Here is a 15,405-nt window from a genome sequence, read left to right as displayed (position 1 = left end):
CCGGAATCCCCACGTGAATATGGTACCATCAAGACTTACGTCATTTCTAAATCTGTATTTTCCTGTCGGCCAACACACATCATCCTCTACGCTTCCCCACAGTGCGGCGTCACCAGAGTGGGATTCGCTTGGTTCCAGGTCTACTTGTCTCTCCTCAGGCACTACTCGGTAGGGGTCTTTATCGGGTGCGTTGCTCTCCCAACAGTTAGCGCGTCGGTCGTCTGCCGTCCAGTGTGATGGTTGTAGAAGCACGTAGTGAGGTGGGTCACTCTTTCCAATTAGAAGATTCGGGACGGGAATGCTACCCACATCAAAAGATCGAACATTGTCGTATCGATTAGTGAGCGTGAATTGAAATTTGACCATCTTATCGGGAGCCGCTACATCTGAGATGGCATCAACGGAAAGTGATGCGGAGACATCATCGGGTATTTCATCGCGGGAAATGATGGACACAGAACGTCGTTGAAACGACCCGTCCCCGGATGGGTTTGTGGGTGTATTCGCAAAAGAAATACATCCAGCGAGAGATATGCCTGTTCCGCTCCCGATCGTGGTAAGGAACTGGCGGCGATTCATATATTTTGTTCGGGAGTATCAAAGAACGCTCATCTGTAGAAGTCAGTACTTAGGATTTTCTCGAACCAGCGATCTGTGTTGAGTGTGAGACTGAAGAAGTTCAAATAGCCCTGTAAGTGGTGTTTTGAGACGCCTCGGAACCTTCGCAACCAGTTGCGAAGGAAGCTATGGCGGTTCTCACAGCTGTTCGTGTGAGCATCACCGACGACGTAGTGTTCGTCGTGATTGATGGCGAGATGGCCATCAATCTCGTCGTACTCGTCGATACCGTCGTAGATGCTGTACTGATCGGTGCAGAGGATCGCCGGATCGTCTTCATCGCCGTATTCGACGATGTCCTCGTCTACATCTTCGAGATCTTCACGAACGAGGAACCGAACTCGTCCGTCGGAGCGACGGACGAGTGTCACGACTGGCGGTTTGTCTGACTCGAACGTTCCGCGTCCCTTTTTTTGAGTCCGCGCGAGCGCGGACTCGCCTGCTTGGTACCTTTCTCACCAGCCACGACGTAGACCTCGTCAGCTTCGCAAACACCAGTGAGATCAAACTCTGGATCGTCGTCAAGAGCGTCTTGGACTTCATGGACGAAGTCCAAGACCGTCTTGTATGTTCGGTCAAGTTCCTGAGTTATCTGTGATGTTTTGTCCTCTTCCATCCCTCGAATGATATGGAACATCTCCGGGAGTGAAAGCTTGTGCTCGGCAAATATGGTCTCGGTAAGATCGTTGAAAATACTATCACAGTTGTGACAGCGATAGCGTTGAGCACCCTTTCTCGTCGTCCCCTTCTTGATCGTGTCCGCACTCTCGCAGTGCGGACACATTACCTCTTCTGGCCATCGCTGTTCACGGAGATACTCTAGACAATCATCTTTGTCAGGCAGAAAGACCTCATCCACGCTCTCTCTGCTTACCATCTTGGAGTCAGCTACGAACTCCACTCACAAAGTATTCACTGCTACAGATGAGCGACAGCTGCAATCTCTAATACCCTGGTTGACCTGTTTATTTTCTCTATTTCTTGATATATGGTCAGTTCAGTCCCCTATTGACACCGCGCATTACTCACTCGGGGATTAAATATCAATCAAGAACTAGTTTGTAGAAACCAAACTGGAGACTCGGGACACCGCGTCAGCCGGACTTCGTATAGCGATATCAGGTTTATATCTGGGTGAACGAGCCGACACGTCGGGCTTTTGCCGGTCAAACCCCTACCGAGTGGTGATGGTCTCGAACGTCGCAGGGGTGATGGCCGAGCTCGAGCCGGAGGACTTTCATCTTCTCTCGGGGATCGAGCAGGGGATGCGGTTCTCGGAGTGGGTCGCCCGCGAGAAGATCCCGGAGTTCTCCCGGCTGACTAGCGAGAACGTCGATTACCGGCTCGACCGGTGTGAGGACCGGGGGTTGATCGAGCGGAAGACGATCCAGTACCAGGGGTTTACCCTGACGTTCGAGGGCTACGACGCACTGGCACTGCACACCTTCGCCGAACGTGAGTCCATCCAGGGAGTTGGTTCGAGCCTCGGCGTGGGCAAGGAAAGTGACGTCTACGAGGTCCAATCGTACAAACCCCTGGCGCTGAAGTACCACCGTGAGGGGTATACGAACTTCCGGGAAGTGATGCGTGAGCGCGAGTACACCGCCGATCGCGAGCACGTCTCCTGGCTGTACACCGCCCGGAAGGCCGCCGAACGCGAGTATACCGCGCTCGAAGACCTCTACCCAGGGGTAAGCGTGCCGAGACCGGTCGATCACAACCGTCACGCGATCGTGATGGAGCGCATGGACGGCGTCGAACTCTCCCGGACGAAGCTCGAAGACCAGCAGGTCCGTCCAGTCCTGGACCTGATTCTCGAAGAAGTCCAGAATGCCTACGAAGCGGGGTACGTCCACGCCGACATGAGCGAGTACAATATTTTCGTCGGCAAGGACGGAGTCACGGTCTTCGATTGGCCCCAGGCTGTCCCGACAGAGCACGAAAACGCCCGCGAGCTGCTCGAACGCGACGTCACGAATATTCTTGGGTACTTCACCCGGAAATACCCCCACGCGATCGAGGACGTGGAGGACACGACAGTCGCCGCTGCCATCGCCGAAGGGCGCTTCGACTCGATCGATTCGGGCGAAACCTGAGAATTCGCCCATCTCTACCGTCAAACAGACAGTTACCACGGAGAAGAATCCGACTCGCGCCACACGTATAAACCATTATTGGCTATATTAAATATGCCGCCATACCTTGGGCAGCGGAGGAAAATTGTGCGAAAAGTGGGATCCGTGTGCTGGGCGCGGGCTAACCCGTCTACGATCAGTTCGGGACGCGATACGTCAGGTCGATGGCGTCGATGAGGCGGTCGTTCCGGCTGAGGTTGGTCTCGAGTTCGACGTGTAGCGAGTCGAGCATCGTCTCGACTGCGTCCTGGCGCTCCGAAGACGAGGACCAGCGGTCCGCGTTCGCGGGGGTCCCGATCTCCATGGCGACCTGCTGGTTCGGGTAGATCGTCCGCATGTGGTAGGGCTCGTCGTGGTTCGCACACCGGACGGCGTAGGCCGACATGCCTTCGTAGTCGGGATGGATGACCTCGATGACGTCGCGCTGAGGATGGCCCAGCGACTGGCTCGGTCGGTGAGGATTGTTCCAGTGGCCGTCCGCGAGGTTCGCGGCGTCACCCGACGGGCCGAGCCACGTGATGACCATGCCGTCCTGGAAGTACGGCACCTCGCTGGTGTTCTTCAGAACGAGGTACTGGTTCCAGTAGCCGCCGCCGTTCTCGTGGATCTCGACGGACGCCTCCATCGGCGCGTTGGCAGTGAAGCCGTCGCCGCCAAGCGACTCGCCGGTCCGCGGATCGACCTTGTCGGCCACCATCTCGTGGATGGGGTTGTCCGGGTTGTTGAGGACGTCCTCTGGCAGGTCAGCCGAACTCCCCCACTCGCGGCTGTCGTCGTACTCCGGCTGGTCGTGGACGCGGTCACGCACGCGGACCTCGTCAGGCTGGTACGTTCGGGCGTCCGTCGGCCAACGGTCCTGGATGAACTGGTCGGGACCGTTCGTCGCTTGGGTCGGGCCTGCGGTCTCGTCCCAGATGTTGTCGGGGTCGTCGTGCGTGCCGGGGTCTTCGGTCTCATCCGGCAACAGCGCGAGCCGCGGGAGAAGTTTCACGGTCGCATGGGCGGGGAAGTCGTTGTCGGCGAGTTGCTGGACGTAGGGCAACGCCTGCGTGCCGAGCTGGTCGAGGGTCAGCGACCCGTCGCTGATGTTGTTCTGGACGGCCGTCTCGTCGTAGCCGAACTCCTCGGCCTTCTCGGCGTCCGTCCAGGCCTGGCCGGTCGAGGACGTCTCGCCGGGCAGATAGTCCGTGAAGTCACGCGGGACGTAGTAGGGGTCGTCGAAGTGTTCGTACAGTTCGGCGACCGTCGTGCTGCCGGTGATATCGGCGGGGAGCGTATCAGGCTCCGGGGGCCGGTCCAGGAACGGGACGTCCCAGGTCGACTCCCCGTCGTCGGGTTCCGTCTCGGTCGGCGTGTCTTCGGGCGTCTCCGTTGGCGTCTCCGAACCGTCGTCGTCGGGGTCTGTCGTCACCGCGATCCGATCGATCTCGACGGCCCCCGAGGACCCTTGCCAGAAGTTGAATCTGACTGCCTGTGGGTTTTCGAGATCAGCACCGACTGATTCGAGGTCGATCGAGACAGTCGAATACTCGGTCCCGATAGAATCGTCAGTCAGGTTGCCCAGGAGATCCGAGACGCCACCGATCTTGAGTGTGAAATCCGATTGCTCGCCACCCTCGTCCCCCCGAATTCGAAGGGTGAGATACTGATAGTCGCCGATCGACTGGGAAACGTTGCTCCCGAACCAGCCGGCGTTGTCGTACTCCAGGCGGAGGGCACCGTTTTCGATCTCGCCCGATCCGCTCCCGTTGGCGAAACTCCCCGCGTCGGCCCAGTTGCCGAGGTCGTTGGAGCCCGGATAGGTTCCCCCGTCGAACGCGTGGACGACCAGCGGCGAGTGATCCTGACCCAGGACCGACGTCGCCAGACCCAGACTCCCGAATGCGATACTCCCCTTCAATACAGCCCTTCGTTTGACCATACCAATTGATAGTACCAGTGTATTGTCTAAAAGAGTGAGGGAACCGGAAAAACCTTCGCCGGCGATCGTCACCGAGACGACACGTGTTCGGAGATCAGAGCGAGCGGCGGACCACTCACTCGAGTCGGACTTCCTTGATTTCGAGCGTACTGTTGCCTCCTTGCCAGAAGTTTAGCCGGACTGCAAGCCCCTGAGCGGCCGGATCGATACCCGCCGACTCCATGTCGATCCGTACCTCGCCGGCACTCGCCCCGATCGAATCGTCAGTCAGGTTCGCAAGCAAGTCCGAGACGCCATCCATCGCGAAGCGGATCTCGCTCTCTTCGCCGCCGTTGGCACCGCTGACTTCGAGCACGACGCTCGAATAGTCGTCGACCGCCTGGTTGATCTGCTCTTGATACCAGCCGCCGTTGTCGTATTCGAGGACCAGGGCACCGTCTTCGACATCGCCGCTCCCGTTCTCGAAGGAGCCGGCCCCACACCACTGGCCGAGGTCATTGCGATTGCTCGACCACGCCGGGTCGCCATCGTAGTCGTTGACGACGAGGGCATCCGTCGGTGATTCCTCGTCATCGCTGTCGTCCTCGCCGTCGTCGGCCTCGTCGGTCGTCGCCTCGACGGTTACCGTATCGGACTCGTTGCCGGCAGCGTCGACCGCCGAGACGCCGATCTCGTAGGTCGTCTCGGCGTCCAGTTCCTCGACGGTCGTACCCGTCGTTTCGGCCTCGACCTGCTGATCGAAGTCGCCCGCAACGGAGATGGTGTAGTGATCGAGGCCGCTACCGCCCTCGTCGCTGGCGGCCTCCCACTCGATCTCGGCCGAGGACGCTGTCGTCTCGACCACAAAGAGGTTCGAGGGAGCCGTCGGAGCGGTCGTGTCGTCGGGCTCGGACTCGGACTCACCCGGAAGCTGGCCGTAAACCAGTTCGCCGTCGAGGTAGACGGGGATCGCCTCGGTGACGGTCGCCTCCTCGCCGATGTCCTGGAAGCTCGGGTCGTTCGATGGATCCCAGTTGCTCTCCCAGTTGTCATCCTGCTCGGCGATCATCGAGATCTGAATCTCCCGTGCGCCATAGATCTGGTTGCCCGACCAGTCGAGTTCGATGTAGTAGATGCCGGCGTCCTCGTCCCAGGCGATCGGCCCCGAGACGTCCGTCGACCCGTCGCCCTCGGTTGCTTGCTGGTCGTACTGGACCTCGACCGAGACGGCGTCGATCGACTGGCCGGCCTCACGCAACTCGCTAATATCGATGAAGTAGCGTGCGCTGAGGCCGTCCTCGCGATGGGGCGGGTGGATCGACTCGTTGTGGATCGTGACCCGAACCTGTGTCCGGTCGGCGTTCTCCTGGAGGACCTCCCCCTCGGCGTAGTAGGCGTCGATCGGTTCCTCGTCCGGCGGGAACGCCGCGACCGGGTCGCCGGTATCCGAATAGAACGTGTTGAACCCGGCCAGCGCGCCGACCAGTCCTGCGTTGAAGTCGATCGCGACCTCGTTGTAGACGTAGTCGGAGGTCTCGTCGACGTGGGTGTCGTCCTCGTCGGGACCGCCGACCAGGGCACCCCACAGCGTATGGCGGTGTTCTTCGGGTTCCTCCATGCTGTTTGTCTTCGAGCCGTGGGCCGCCCGGTGGTGGGGATGCTCGGCGTGGTCGTCGGTAAACCCGACGATCAGCGAGTACCCGAACGGATTCGCACCCATGATGTAATTCATCTGGGTTGCTGCCCAGTCAGTGAGCGCGACTGCCTTCTCGGTGTCGCGGTACTTCCGGTAGACCATCGCCTGGAACTGCGCGGCGGCGTTGTACCGGGCCGATCCCCACGTGTTGAGCACGGTGAAACCGGCGTCGGAGGTCGAGGCGTAGTTCGTGTCGTTGTCGTCCCCATGTTCGACTGCCCCGCCCGAGAGGTACTCCAGGTTCCAGCGGGCGATCTGCCAGTGTTCGGGGTCGTCGGTGATCGGCGCGAGTTTGAGGAAGACGCCGCTCCAGACGGTATCCCAGGAGTGGACCCAGATGTTCTGCCAGTCGTCGTCGGTCGAGTCGATGATCTGTCCGAGATACCCGGCGTAGTTGCCCGAATCGTCGGTGGCGAGGATGTCGTCCAGATACGCGTCGTCGTCGGTCGCGATGTGCAACCAGACCGCCGCCCAGGAGAGTTCGTCCTCGTCGTAACTCGAGTCGTAGAAGCCGCCGTCGTACCCCAGTCCGCGGTTCTCGACGGCGAAGTCATAGAGGGCTTGGGCGGTGTCGAGACACTCCACAGCGTACTCGGCGTCCTCGGACTCCAGGACGAGCGACGTGATCGCAAGCGCCGCGGCCGCCCCGGCACACTGGTCGCTGGCCGGATCCTCCGCGGTGGCGAAGTAGGCAGGCCGGGGATACTCCTCGGAGGACTGGAGTTCCGGCGGCCCCCAGTAGTTGTGATCGATGCTCCCCTCGCCGACGTGATAGCAGAAGGCGACGACGTCACCGTCTTGGCTTCTGAACGTCGACTGCAGGAAGTAATCGGCGAAGTGTCGCAAGATGTCGACCATGTGATCGTAGACCCCGACGTCCCGGAAGGCGTCCTCGAACTCGTAGAGCGCCCAGGAAAGCGTCGAGGCGCTGAAGCTCTGGGGAAGCCCGAACTTCATGTGGTCGCCGGCGTCGTGAAAGCCGCCGCTGACGTCGACCGTCCCGGTGCCGTCGGGACCGAGTACGTCGCTGTACTCATCGATGAAACTCGCAGAGAGGTTAGTTCCGCCGTCCTCGGTCGCCGCATCGAGCGAGATCTCAGTGTCCGAATGGTGGCACTCCCCGCGCCACTGGAGACGCTCGCCCATCGTCGTCGCGCCGCAGCGATTGGCGTCGTAGAAGTACAGTGACTGCTGGAGCGCGTGGGCGTAGTCAAGCTCCAGACTCGTCTGCCCGGCTGCGCGGGAGATCACACTCGGCGTGCCGACGTCCGTCCCGAGTGCGACCGATCCCGCGCCCAGCCCCATCGCCGCGAGCAGATCCCGACGGAACAATCCGTCGTCCCGGTCAGTGTTCGTCCGTCCCATTCCCCGTGAGTTCGCGTCGTGATGTGTCATGGATATCGTGTCGTTGGTTGGTCGGGTCACCGGACAGCGCGGCCGTCCTCACCCCAGCCAATACCGAGGTTTCCGGTGGCGTGTGATCGAGCGATTCGATGCCTATTCGAGTCGGATCTCGTCGATTTCGAGCGTGCTCGCACCCCCTTGCCAGAAGTTCAGGCCGATCGAGAGGCCGCCGGTCGACGGGTCGATCCCGGCCGACGCCATGTCGATCGCGACGTCGGTGAAGTCCGTCCCGATCGAGTCGTCGGTCAGATTCGCGAGGAGGTCACGCGCGCCGCCCATGTCGAAGCGGAGGTCGCTCTCCTCGCCGCCGCTTTCACCACGGACCCGCAACACGACCGTCGAGTAGTCGCTGACGTCCTGGGCGACCTGCTCGACGAACCACCCGGCGTTGTCGTATTCGAAGACCAAGGCCCCGTCCTCGACGTCGCCGCTGTCGTTCTCGAAGGACCCGGCCCCACACCACTGGCCGAGGTCGTTGCGGTGATCAGCCCATGCCGGGTCGCCGTCGTAGTCGTTGACGACGAGGGCGTCTGCCGTCGATTCGTCGTCCTCATCCCCTTCGCTGTCATCGGCTTTCGCGGACGGGGCTTCGACGGTCGCGGTCGCCGACTCGTTGCCGGCCGCGTCGATCGCGCTGACGCCGACCTCGTAGGTCGTCGCCGCCGACAGACCGTCGGTCGTCGCCGACGTGAGGTCCGCTGCGACCTCGTGATCGAGACTCCCGTCGACGTAGACGGCGTAGGTGTCGACGCCCGTGCCGGCGTCCGAAGCGGCGCTCCAGGCGACACCGATCGAGGACTCGCTCGTGCTCTCGACCGAGAGATCCCCCGGGACGGTCGGCGGCGTCGTGTCGTCGCCGCCCTCGGTCGTCGCTTCGACAGTCACCGTCGCCGACTCGTTGCCGGCCGCGTCGACGGCCGAGACGCCGATCTCGTAGCTCGTCTCGGCCGCGAGATCGGCGATCGTCGCCGACGTGGTCCCGACCGGAACCTGCTGATCGAGACTGCCGTCGACGGAAATTGCGTAATGGTCGAGTCCGCTCCCGCCCTCGTCGGTCGCGGCATCCCACGCGATCTCGGCGGATGACGGCGTCGTCGTGGTCACCGAGAGGTTCGAGGGAGCAGTCGGCGGGGTCACGTCCCCGCCGCCACCGTCGCCGCCAGTGAACTCGATCCAGTCGAAGTTCCAGCCGCTGGTCTCGACGACGATCCGGACGACGTGTTCGCCCGCCGGGAGGTCGACCTCGCCGACACGGATCTCCTCGAAGTTGCCCCAGCCGCCGGTCGGCCAGACGTTCTGTGTCGCCACCTCGGCGCGGTCGACCTCGATCCGGAGGTCGCCACCCGACTCAGCGCCGTTGGCAACCCGAACGGTGGCCTCGTAGCTGCTGCCGGACTCGACGGTAACAGTGTACTCCAGCCACTCGCCGGTCTCGGTGTAGCCGACGTTGTACCCCGACTCGACGGCCGTCCCGACGTCGACGCTCGTCTCGCGGTAGTCGGCCCCGGCCTCGTTGGCGGATCCCGTGTCGTGATAGGCGATCCCCTGGCCACCCTCGTCGAAGTCCTCGGCCTGGATCCGACCGGGCAGCTCGTGCTCGACGAACGCCGACTGCCCGGCGTCGGTGGCGACCGTCTCGGCGACCGTCGTCGTCTGATTGGACTCGTTTCCGGCCTCGTCGACGGCAGAAACCCCGATCTCGTAGGTCGAACTCGCCTGAAGACCGTCGACCGTCGTCGCCGTCCCGTCGATCACCTGCCCGCGGCGCTCGCCGTCGACGTAGACGTTGTAGTGCGAAAGGCCGGCCTCGCCCTCGTCGGTGACGGCGTTCCAGGCGATCTCGACGCCGATCTCGGTCAAGCGAGTTACCTCGAACCCAGAAGGAACCGGCGGCGCGATGGCGTCGTCGATCGTACTTTCAGGGATGCCCCGATCTTTGGTTGCCTCGAGCCAGGTCTTGATGTATCCGCCCATCTGATCGGCGTCGTCCTTGAGCGTCCAGGGCTCGTTCGCGCCCGAATCCGGCGATTCGAAGAAGGCCGGCTCCCAGGAGTCGTCGAAACACCACGAGATCCACCCCACGTTCTCGTAGCCCTCGACCCACTCGCGGAACGGCTCGCCCCACCCCGACGTAGTGCCCTGATCGACGCTCCCGCCGGCCGGATCCCAGCCGAACTCCGTGACGACGACCGGGACATCCGCGGCGGGTTCACCATACCACTGGTCGAAGTCAGCGGGTGCGCCGTTGTCCGGGTAGATGTGGGCAGCGTAGATCAGGTTCTCCCCCTCGAAAGGATACTCCGGGGCCATGTGGGTCACCGACGTCCACCGCGGCGAGCCGATGATGATGGGCGTCTCCGGTGCGTGTTCGCGGACGAGGTCGACCCAGGGCTGGGCCGCGTCCCGCCAGGCCTGGAACGCTCCGGCGTCGTCGCCGTACATCGCCGGCTGGGTCGGCTCGTTGAACAGCTCGTAGAGGACGTGTTCGTCCTCGGCGAACTCCGGGGCGACCCGGTCCCAGAAGGTCGTCATTACGTCGTTGATCGGCGCGAGTTCCTCGTCGTTTTCCTCGTTGTAGGTCTCGGTCGCGTCCTGTGTGTAGGGCCTGATGAGGTGGAAATCAACCAGCGCGTAGACGTCACGCGCGGCCAGCAGGTCGACCGCCGGTCGGAGGACCTCGGTGACGTACGTTTCCAGCCCCAGCGCGTCGATCGAGTCCTGCGTACAGGGTAGCCGGACCGTGTTGGGATACCAGCCCCGATCCGTGTCAGTCGCCGACTCGAGGACTTCCTCGAAGCTCTTTGGATGGTACTGCCGGTAGAAGCCGGGGTCAGCAGGTGCCATGCCCCGGAGCGTCACGTCGTTGCCCGCCGGATCCCGGATCCATCGCCCTTCGGTGTGCAGGCGTGGTGTTGGCACGCCGGCGGCGCCGGTCCCGACGCTCACCGAAAGCCCGGCACCGATCGTCCCAGCACTCGCCATCGCTCCGAGGAACGTCCGGCGTGACGGCGTGAGGCCGGGATCCTTCCGGTTCCCAGCCGTCTCGTCAGTGTGATCAGTCGTCGATGCGTGAGTCGGTTCAGTCGTGTCGTCTGTCATCTGTTGTCATGTCTTCGCGTGCAGTCATCCCCCGATGCAGTCAAGCAGGCCAGCACCCCCCGGTACCCGGGAACGAGCCGTTCCGGCAGGGAAGACGGCCACTGTATCGGCCGGAAGCCGTTGATGTGGCCGTTTCAGTCCATCACGAAACCGTGACTATCACCTCGTGGGTGGTCGACTCGCCAGCGTCGTTCGTCGCGGTCAGCGCGACGGTGTAGGTCCCCGCCGACTCGTACGTGTGGGCGTTCCACCACCCAGTCGCCGTCGTCCCGTCGCCGAAAGACCAGGACAGTCCCGTGATCCAGTGATCGCTGTCGGTGGTGTCGACGATCGCGAACGGGACCCACTCACCCACTGCAGCATCCGTCGTCCCCGGATCGAGTTCGGCGATCAGATCATCGCTACTCGTGTCGTCGTCTCGCTCGCTGCTGTCGTCGCTACTGGTAGCATCGCGGCTACCATCGCCGCTTCCCGAACTGTCGTCATTCCTGTCACTTTCGCCCCCGCCGGTATCGGGGTCGCCGCTGCCGTCCTCGACGACGGCGGCCCATTCGGCGAGCCACTCACGCAGGCCGGCGTCAGGAACCGAAAGCGAGTGGGTGTTGACAGGCAGGTCAGGGTATCCCCCGACGGCATCTGGATGCGGGATCCAGTAGTCGTACGGCGAGTCGAGGGAGTCATCGCCGGCGCGATCCCGGATCTCGGAGACGATTCGGTCGTCGTTGTCGGTCCGGTCGGCCGGTCGCGCCCCGGCGTTCGAGAGATTGTGTGACTCGACCGCACTCGCGTCCAAGGCGTCGAACTCAGCGGGCCAGAGCGGCCGACCCGACAACGCCTCCGTCCCACCCGTTAGCGGCGTCGAACTCGGCTCCGTGACGTTGTCCGAGAGAGAGGCGTTGCCGTCCTCGATCGGCGTGTCCTCGACGTCCTGGGGAATGTAGACGTTCCCGACGATGGCGGCCGCCGTGTCGCCGTCCATGTTGGTCGCCTCGTTGAAGAAGTACATCACGTTGTTCGCGACGACGCTCCGGGTCTCGCTCTTCAATCGCGGGACTCGACCGCGACACTTCGCCCAGACGTTGCCCGCCAGCGTGACGTTCTCGGCACCGTCGCCGACCAGCGTCGCGTAGTTGTGATCCGAGCCGTCGCCGTAGGGATCGTACAGTCCCTCGTAGACCAGGCAGTTCGTGACCGTCGTGTCGGTGGTGTCGTAGCCGACCGAGAGACACTCGTCGGTGCCCCAGGAGGCCGTGACGTGATCGATGACGTTGTTCTCCGTCCCGTCGGCCGTGTTGAGCGAGTCGTTGCTCTGGATCTCCCCGTCCGAACCGGGGCCGTGCCGGAATCGGATGTGCTGGACGACGCAGTCGTCGGCGTCGACCTGGACCATCCCCTTGACGAACGTGATCCCCGGTGACGGTGCCGTCTGACCTGCGACCCAGCACTTGTCTTCGGTGATCGCGAGTGCCTCACCGCCGAGGTCGATCGTCCCGCTTGTCTCGAAGATCACGACGCGCGGCCCAGAGGCGTGGAACGCCTCTTCGACGGCCGAGCGTGTCGGCTCCTGAATCCGATAGACGTCCGTATCTTCGTCTTCGAGCCATGTCCCGACATCCGCGAACCCGTCAGTCGGAGAAATCTGCGCGGTGGTGACTGCGCCAGCCGTCGCGGTAAGTGCCCCTGTCCCGACGGTCGCGGCGAGGAGTCCGCTGGCCCCCGCCTGCAGCACCCGCCGGCGCGTCAGATTCGAGTTCCTGGCCACGTCGCTATCGCCTGTTTGGCGTGCCATCGTGGTCACTCCAGTCTGATGTCCTCGATCCGGAGCGTCCCACTTCCGGAGCCAGCCTGCCAGAAGTTCAGGCGGAGTTCACCGGGGTTTTCGGCGTCGACGCCGGCTGAATCTAGGTCGATGGCGACCTCGCTGGGACTCGTTCCGATCGAGCTACTCGCGAGGTCGCTGAAGGGCCCTCGAGCGCCGCCGACACTGACGACGAAGTGTTCACCCTCGCCGCCGCTCGCACCGGCGATCGAGAAGACGATCTCCGAGTACGCGGAAATGTCTTCCAGGATCTGCTCGACGAACCATCCCGCGTTGTCGTATTCGAGAACGAGTGCGCCGTCCTTGACCTCGCCGCCCCCGTTCTCGAAGGAGCCGGCCCCACACCAGTTGCCCAGATCGTTCCGGTGGTTCGACCACGCCGGGTCACCGTCGTAGTCGTCGACCAAGGCGTCTTCGGGCGGGTCTTCCCCGCCGTCCTCGGTCGTCGCGGTCGTGGCCTGTACAGTCGCCGTGGCGGACTCGTTGCCCGCCGCGTCGACGGCCGAAACCGCAATCTCGTAGGTCGTCGCCGCGTCGAGACCGCTGACGGTGGCCTCGGTCGTGCCGGCCGCGACCTGCTGGTCCTGACTCCCGTCGAAGTAGACGAGGTAGTGATCCAGCCCGGACCCACCCTCGTCGGTCGCGGCGTCCCAGGACACGGAGATGGATTCCGAAGTCGAGCCAGTCACCGAGAGGTTCTCCGGCATCGTGGGCGCTTGCTCGTCGTCGCCGTCGGTCGTCGCGACCGTCACCGTCGCCGGAGTAGACTCGTTGCCAGCACCGTCGATTGCGCTCACGGCGAACTCGTAGGTCGTCTCCGGCAGCAGGCCACCGACCGCTGTCGTGGTCGGTCCGGCGCTGACCCGATGGTCGAGCGCGCTGTCGACGTAAACGGCGTAGTTTTCGAGGCCGGATCCGCCGGAATCAGTGGTGGCGTCCCACGCCAGCGCGACGCTGTTGGTGCTGGTTTCGGTCACGGCGAGGTTCGACGGGGTCGAAGGCGGTGTCTCGTCACCGCCGCCGGCGCTCGCTGGCAGGTCGTCGTTGCGCTTCTCGCGAAGTCGCTCCTTGAACAGCCGGCCGTGTGGGCTGTCGACCTCGTAGTCGCGATTCAACATGCCGGGCGACCACGTGTGGTCGAAACACCAGGCCTGCCAGTGGATGTCGTGGGCGTCGAAGAGCTCGAGAAACTGCTGGCCCTCGACCTCGTTGGTCCCGACGAGGTAGGGCGAGCCCTCGGTGCCGTACCCAAATTCGCTCATGAACACCGGGACTTCCTCGGAGGGGTCGCCGAAGTACGTCGACAGCGGCCGGAGGTTCTCGTGGGCGTAGACGTGCCCCGCGTAGGCGAGGTTGTCGCCCTCGAACTCGTGTTTGCCCGCCCAGTAGGTGAACTGACTCCAGCGCGGCGACCCGATGACGATCAGGTTCCGTAAAGCGTGCTCGCGGATGAGATCGACCCACGGCTGGGCCGTCTCGCGCCAGTAGAGATAGTTCTCCTCGGCGCGGGGGTCCGTGATCCCGACGTCGTCGGTCGGATCGCCGGCCCCTGGATAGGGCGTATTGGGTTCGTTGTAGAGTTCGTAGATGACGTGCGAACGGTCGCTGTAGCGGGGCGCAACTTCGTTCCAGAACAGCCGGATTTCCTCGTCGAGTTCCGGCGAGTCCCAGTCTGGCCCCTCCGGATAGTGGCGATGATAGTCCAGCATGATGTACGCGCCGACGTCCGCGGCGGCCGCAACCGCCGGATCGACGTACGCCTCGAGGTAGGTCTGTAAGTCGCTCTGGCTGAACCCGGGCGTCGGGGCCGCCGTCCCGGGGCCATGCCCCCCGATGTCCTGGGGCTGCATCGGGAGCCGGACGACGTGGGCGTGCCAGCCCTCGCCCGGATCGGTCGCCAACTCGATCAGCGGCTCGATGTTCTTGCGCCACTCCTCGGCCGCCCGCGCGGGGTCGATCACGTTCACACCCCGCAGGATCACCTTGTTACCCTCCGGGTCCCGCAGGAGGTTGCCATTGACCTCGAGCCACGGCGTTGGAATACCGGCTGCAGCCGCTGAGCCGACGACACCGCTCCCGACGCCCAGGCCGGCCAGTCCCGCAGCCGCGGTCGTCTGCAGAAACGACCGTCTGGACGTCCCTGGCGCGCGATACGTCTCGGCGTCCTCGTGCGTGACTTCGTCTCGTTCAGTCGTCGATTCGTCCGTCTCGGTTCGCGGTGTCGGTCTGTCTGGTGTCATTGTGTGGTGTGTCCGTCCGTCGCCGATCATGGGCCGGACTGTTCGGTCTGCGTCGGTCCGTCGCTGCCGACCGAGCCGCTTGCGCCGACTGCCGTCGATCCGGCGAGGATCGGGCGACTGCTCAGGAGACTGTAACCGCTAGTCGTGTGTGGTACTCTCCCCCCTGGTTGTCGGTCGCTGTCAGCGCGATTGCGTCTGTGCCAGCCGACTCGTGGATGTGTTATACCCACCAGCCATGCACGGTCGTACCGTCGTCGAAGTCCCACGACAGCGAGGTGACCCAGCGCTTGGCGTCCTGACGTACCCCCCGAGATCGTTCGCTGGGTGTCCGCCGGTCCCGTCGTTCGTGTCGTGTTGTCGATCATGTGTCCGCCGGTCAATCCGTGTGATTGCCCCTTTGGGTCGCCTCGCCTTCGCATCGACAGTGTCACACCTCCGCCGCCAGTGGGCCGGTCGTGACGTCCCTCTGCGTGTTCCCGGCCGACCGACGGCGG

The 15,405-nt window shown here is 63.4% G+C and carries 7 protein-coding genes; 1 reads left to right on the top strand and 6 read right to left on the bottom strand.

The window, feature by feature from the left end; translation table 11 throughout:
* Positions 1–608: 608 nt before the first annotated feature.
* A protein-coding gene (locus HTIA_RS15910; RefSeq protein ID WP_076612197.1) for an IS1595-like element ISHti5 family transposase occupies positions 609–1,495 on the bottom strand; the annotation gives its coding sequence in 2 pieces (ribosomal slippage) (positions 609–1,033 and positions 1,033–1,495; 888 coding nt in all).
* A 310-nt stretch (positions 1,496–1,805) separates the two neighbouring features.
* Here HTIA_RS15910 and HTIA_RS10550 point away from each other — a divergent pair.
* Complete coding sequence (locus HTIA_RS10550; RefSeq protein ID WP_008523907.1) at positions 1,806–2,714, top strand: serine/threonine-protein kinase RIO2; 909 nt, start codon at positions 1,806–1,808, stop codon at positions 2,712–2,714.
* 175 nt (positions 2,715–2,889) lie between these two features.
* Here the strand turns inward: HTIA_RS10550 and HTIA_RS10545 are convergent, their stop codons facing one another.
* From HTIA_RS10545 to HTIA_RS10525, 5 genes are all read right to left on the bottom strand, one after another.
* The gene (locus HTIA_RS10545; RefSeq protein WP_021029769.1) at positions 2,890–4,674 is read right to left on the bottom strand and encodes a hypothetical protein; all 1,785 of its coding nucleotides are present in this window, start codon (positions 4,672–4,674) and stop codon (positions 2,890–2,892) included.
* A 115-nt stretch (positions 4,675–4,789) separates the two neighbouring features.
* Positions 4,790–7,744 (bottom strand): glycoside hydrolase family 9 protein, encoded by a 2,955-nt coding sequence (locus tag HTIA_RS10540; RefSeq protein ID WP_020936338.1) that lies wholly within the window; start codon positions 7,742–7,744, stop codon positions 4,790–4,792.
* 102 nt (positions 7,745–7,846) lie between these two features.
* Positions 7,847–10,852 carry a fibronectin type III domain-containing protein gene (locus HTIA_RS10535; RefSeq protein ID WP_008523910.1) on the bottom strand — a complete coding sequence of 1,002 codons (3,006 nt, stop codon included), beginning with the start codon at positions 10,850–10,852 and terminating at the stop codon, positions 7,847–7,849.
* 142 nt (positions 10,853–10,994) lie between these two features.
* Positions 10,995–12,641 (bottom strand): PKD domain-containing protein, encoded by a 1,647-nt coding sequence (locus HTIA_RS10530; protein ID WP_020936337.1) that lies wholly within the window; start codon positions 12,639–12,641, stop codon positions 10,995–10,997.
* Positions 12,642–12,646: 5 nt separating this feature from the next.
* Positions 12,647–14,911: a fibronectin type III domain-containing protein gene (locus HTIA_RS10525; RefSeq protein ID WP_021029770.1), complete on the bottom strand. Its 2,265-nt coding sequence runs from the start codon at positions 14,909–14,911 to the stop codon at positions 12,647–12,649.
* Between the last annotated feature and the right edge of the window lie 494 nt (positions 14,912–15,405).

It is taken from the genome of Halorhabdus tiamatea SARL4B, from assembly GCF_000470655.1.
GTDB classification, from domain to species: Archaea; Halobacteriota; Halobacteria; order Halobacteriales; family Haloarculaceae; genus Halorhabdus; species Halorhabdus tiamatea.
Note: the sequence above shows the minus strand (reverse complement) of the source record. Positions and strands in the feature narration are given on the sequence as shown.

What these genes read in the sequence shown, in the direction of transcription:
- HTIA_RS10550 (WP_008523907.1), top strand. Translation starts at nt 1,806, where the DNA reads ATGGTCTCGAACGTCGCAGGGGTGATGGCCGAGCTCGAGCCGGAGGAC.
- HTIA_RS10535 (WP_008523910.1), bottom strand. Translation starts at nt 10,852, where the DNA reads ATGACAGACGACACGACTGAACCGACTCACGCATCGACGACTGATCAC.
- HTIA_RS10540 (WP_020936338.1), bottom strand. Translation starts at nt 7,744, where the DNA reads ATGACACATCACGACGCGAACTCACGGGGAATGGGACGGACGAACACT.
- HTIA_RS10530 (WP_020936337.1), bottom strand. Translation starts at nt 12,641, where the DNA reads ATGGCACGCCAAACAGGCGATAGCGACGTGGCCAGGAACTCGAATCTG.
- HTIA_RS10545 (WP_021029769.1), bottom strand. Translation starts at nt 4,674, where the DNA reads ATGGTCAAACGAAGGGCTGTATTGAAGGGGAGTATCGCATTCGGGAGT.
- HTIA_RS10525 (WP_021029770.1), bottom strand. Translation starts at nt 14,911, where the DNA reads ATGACACCAGACAGACCGACACCGCGAACCGAGACGGACGAATCGACG.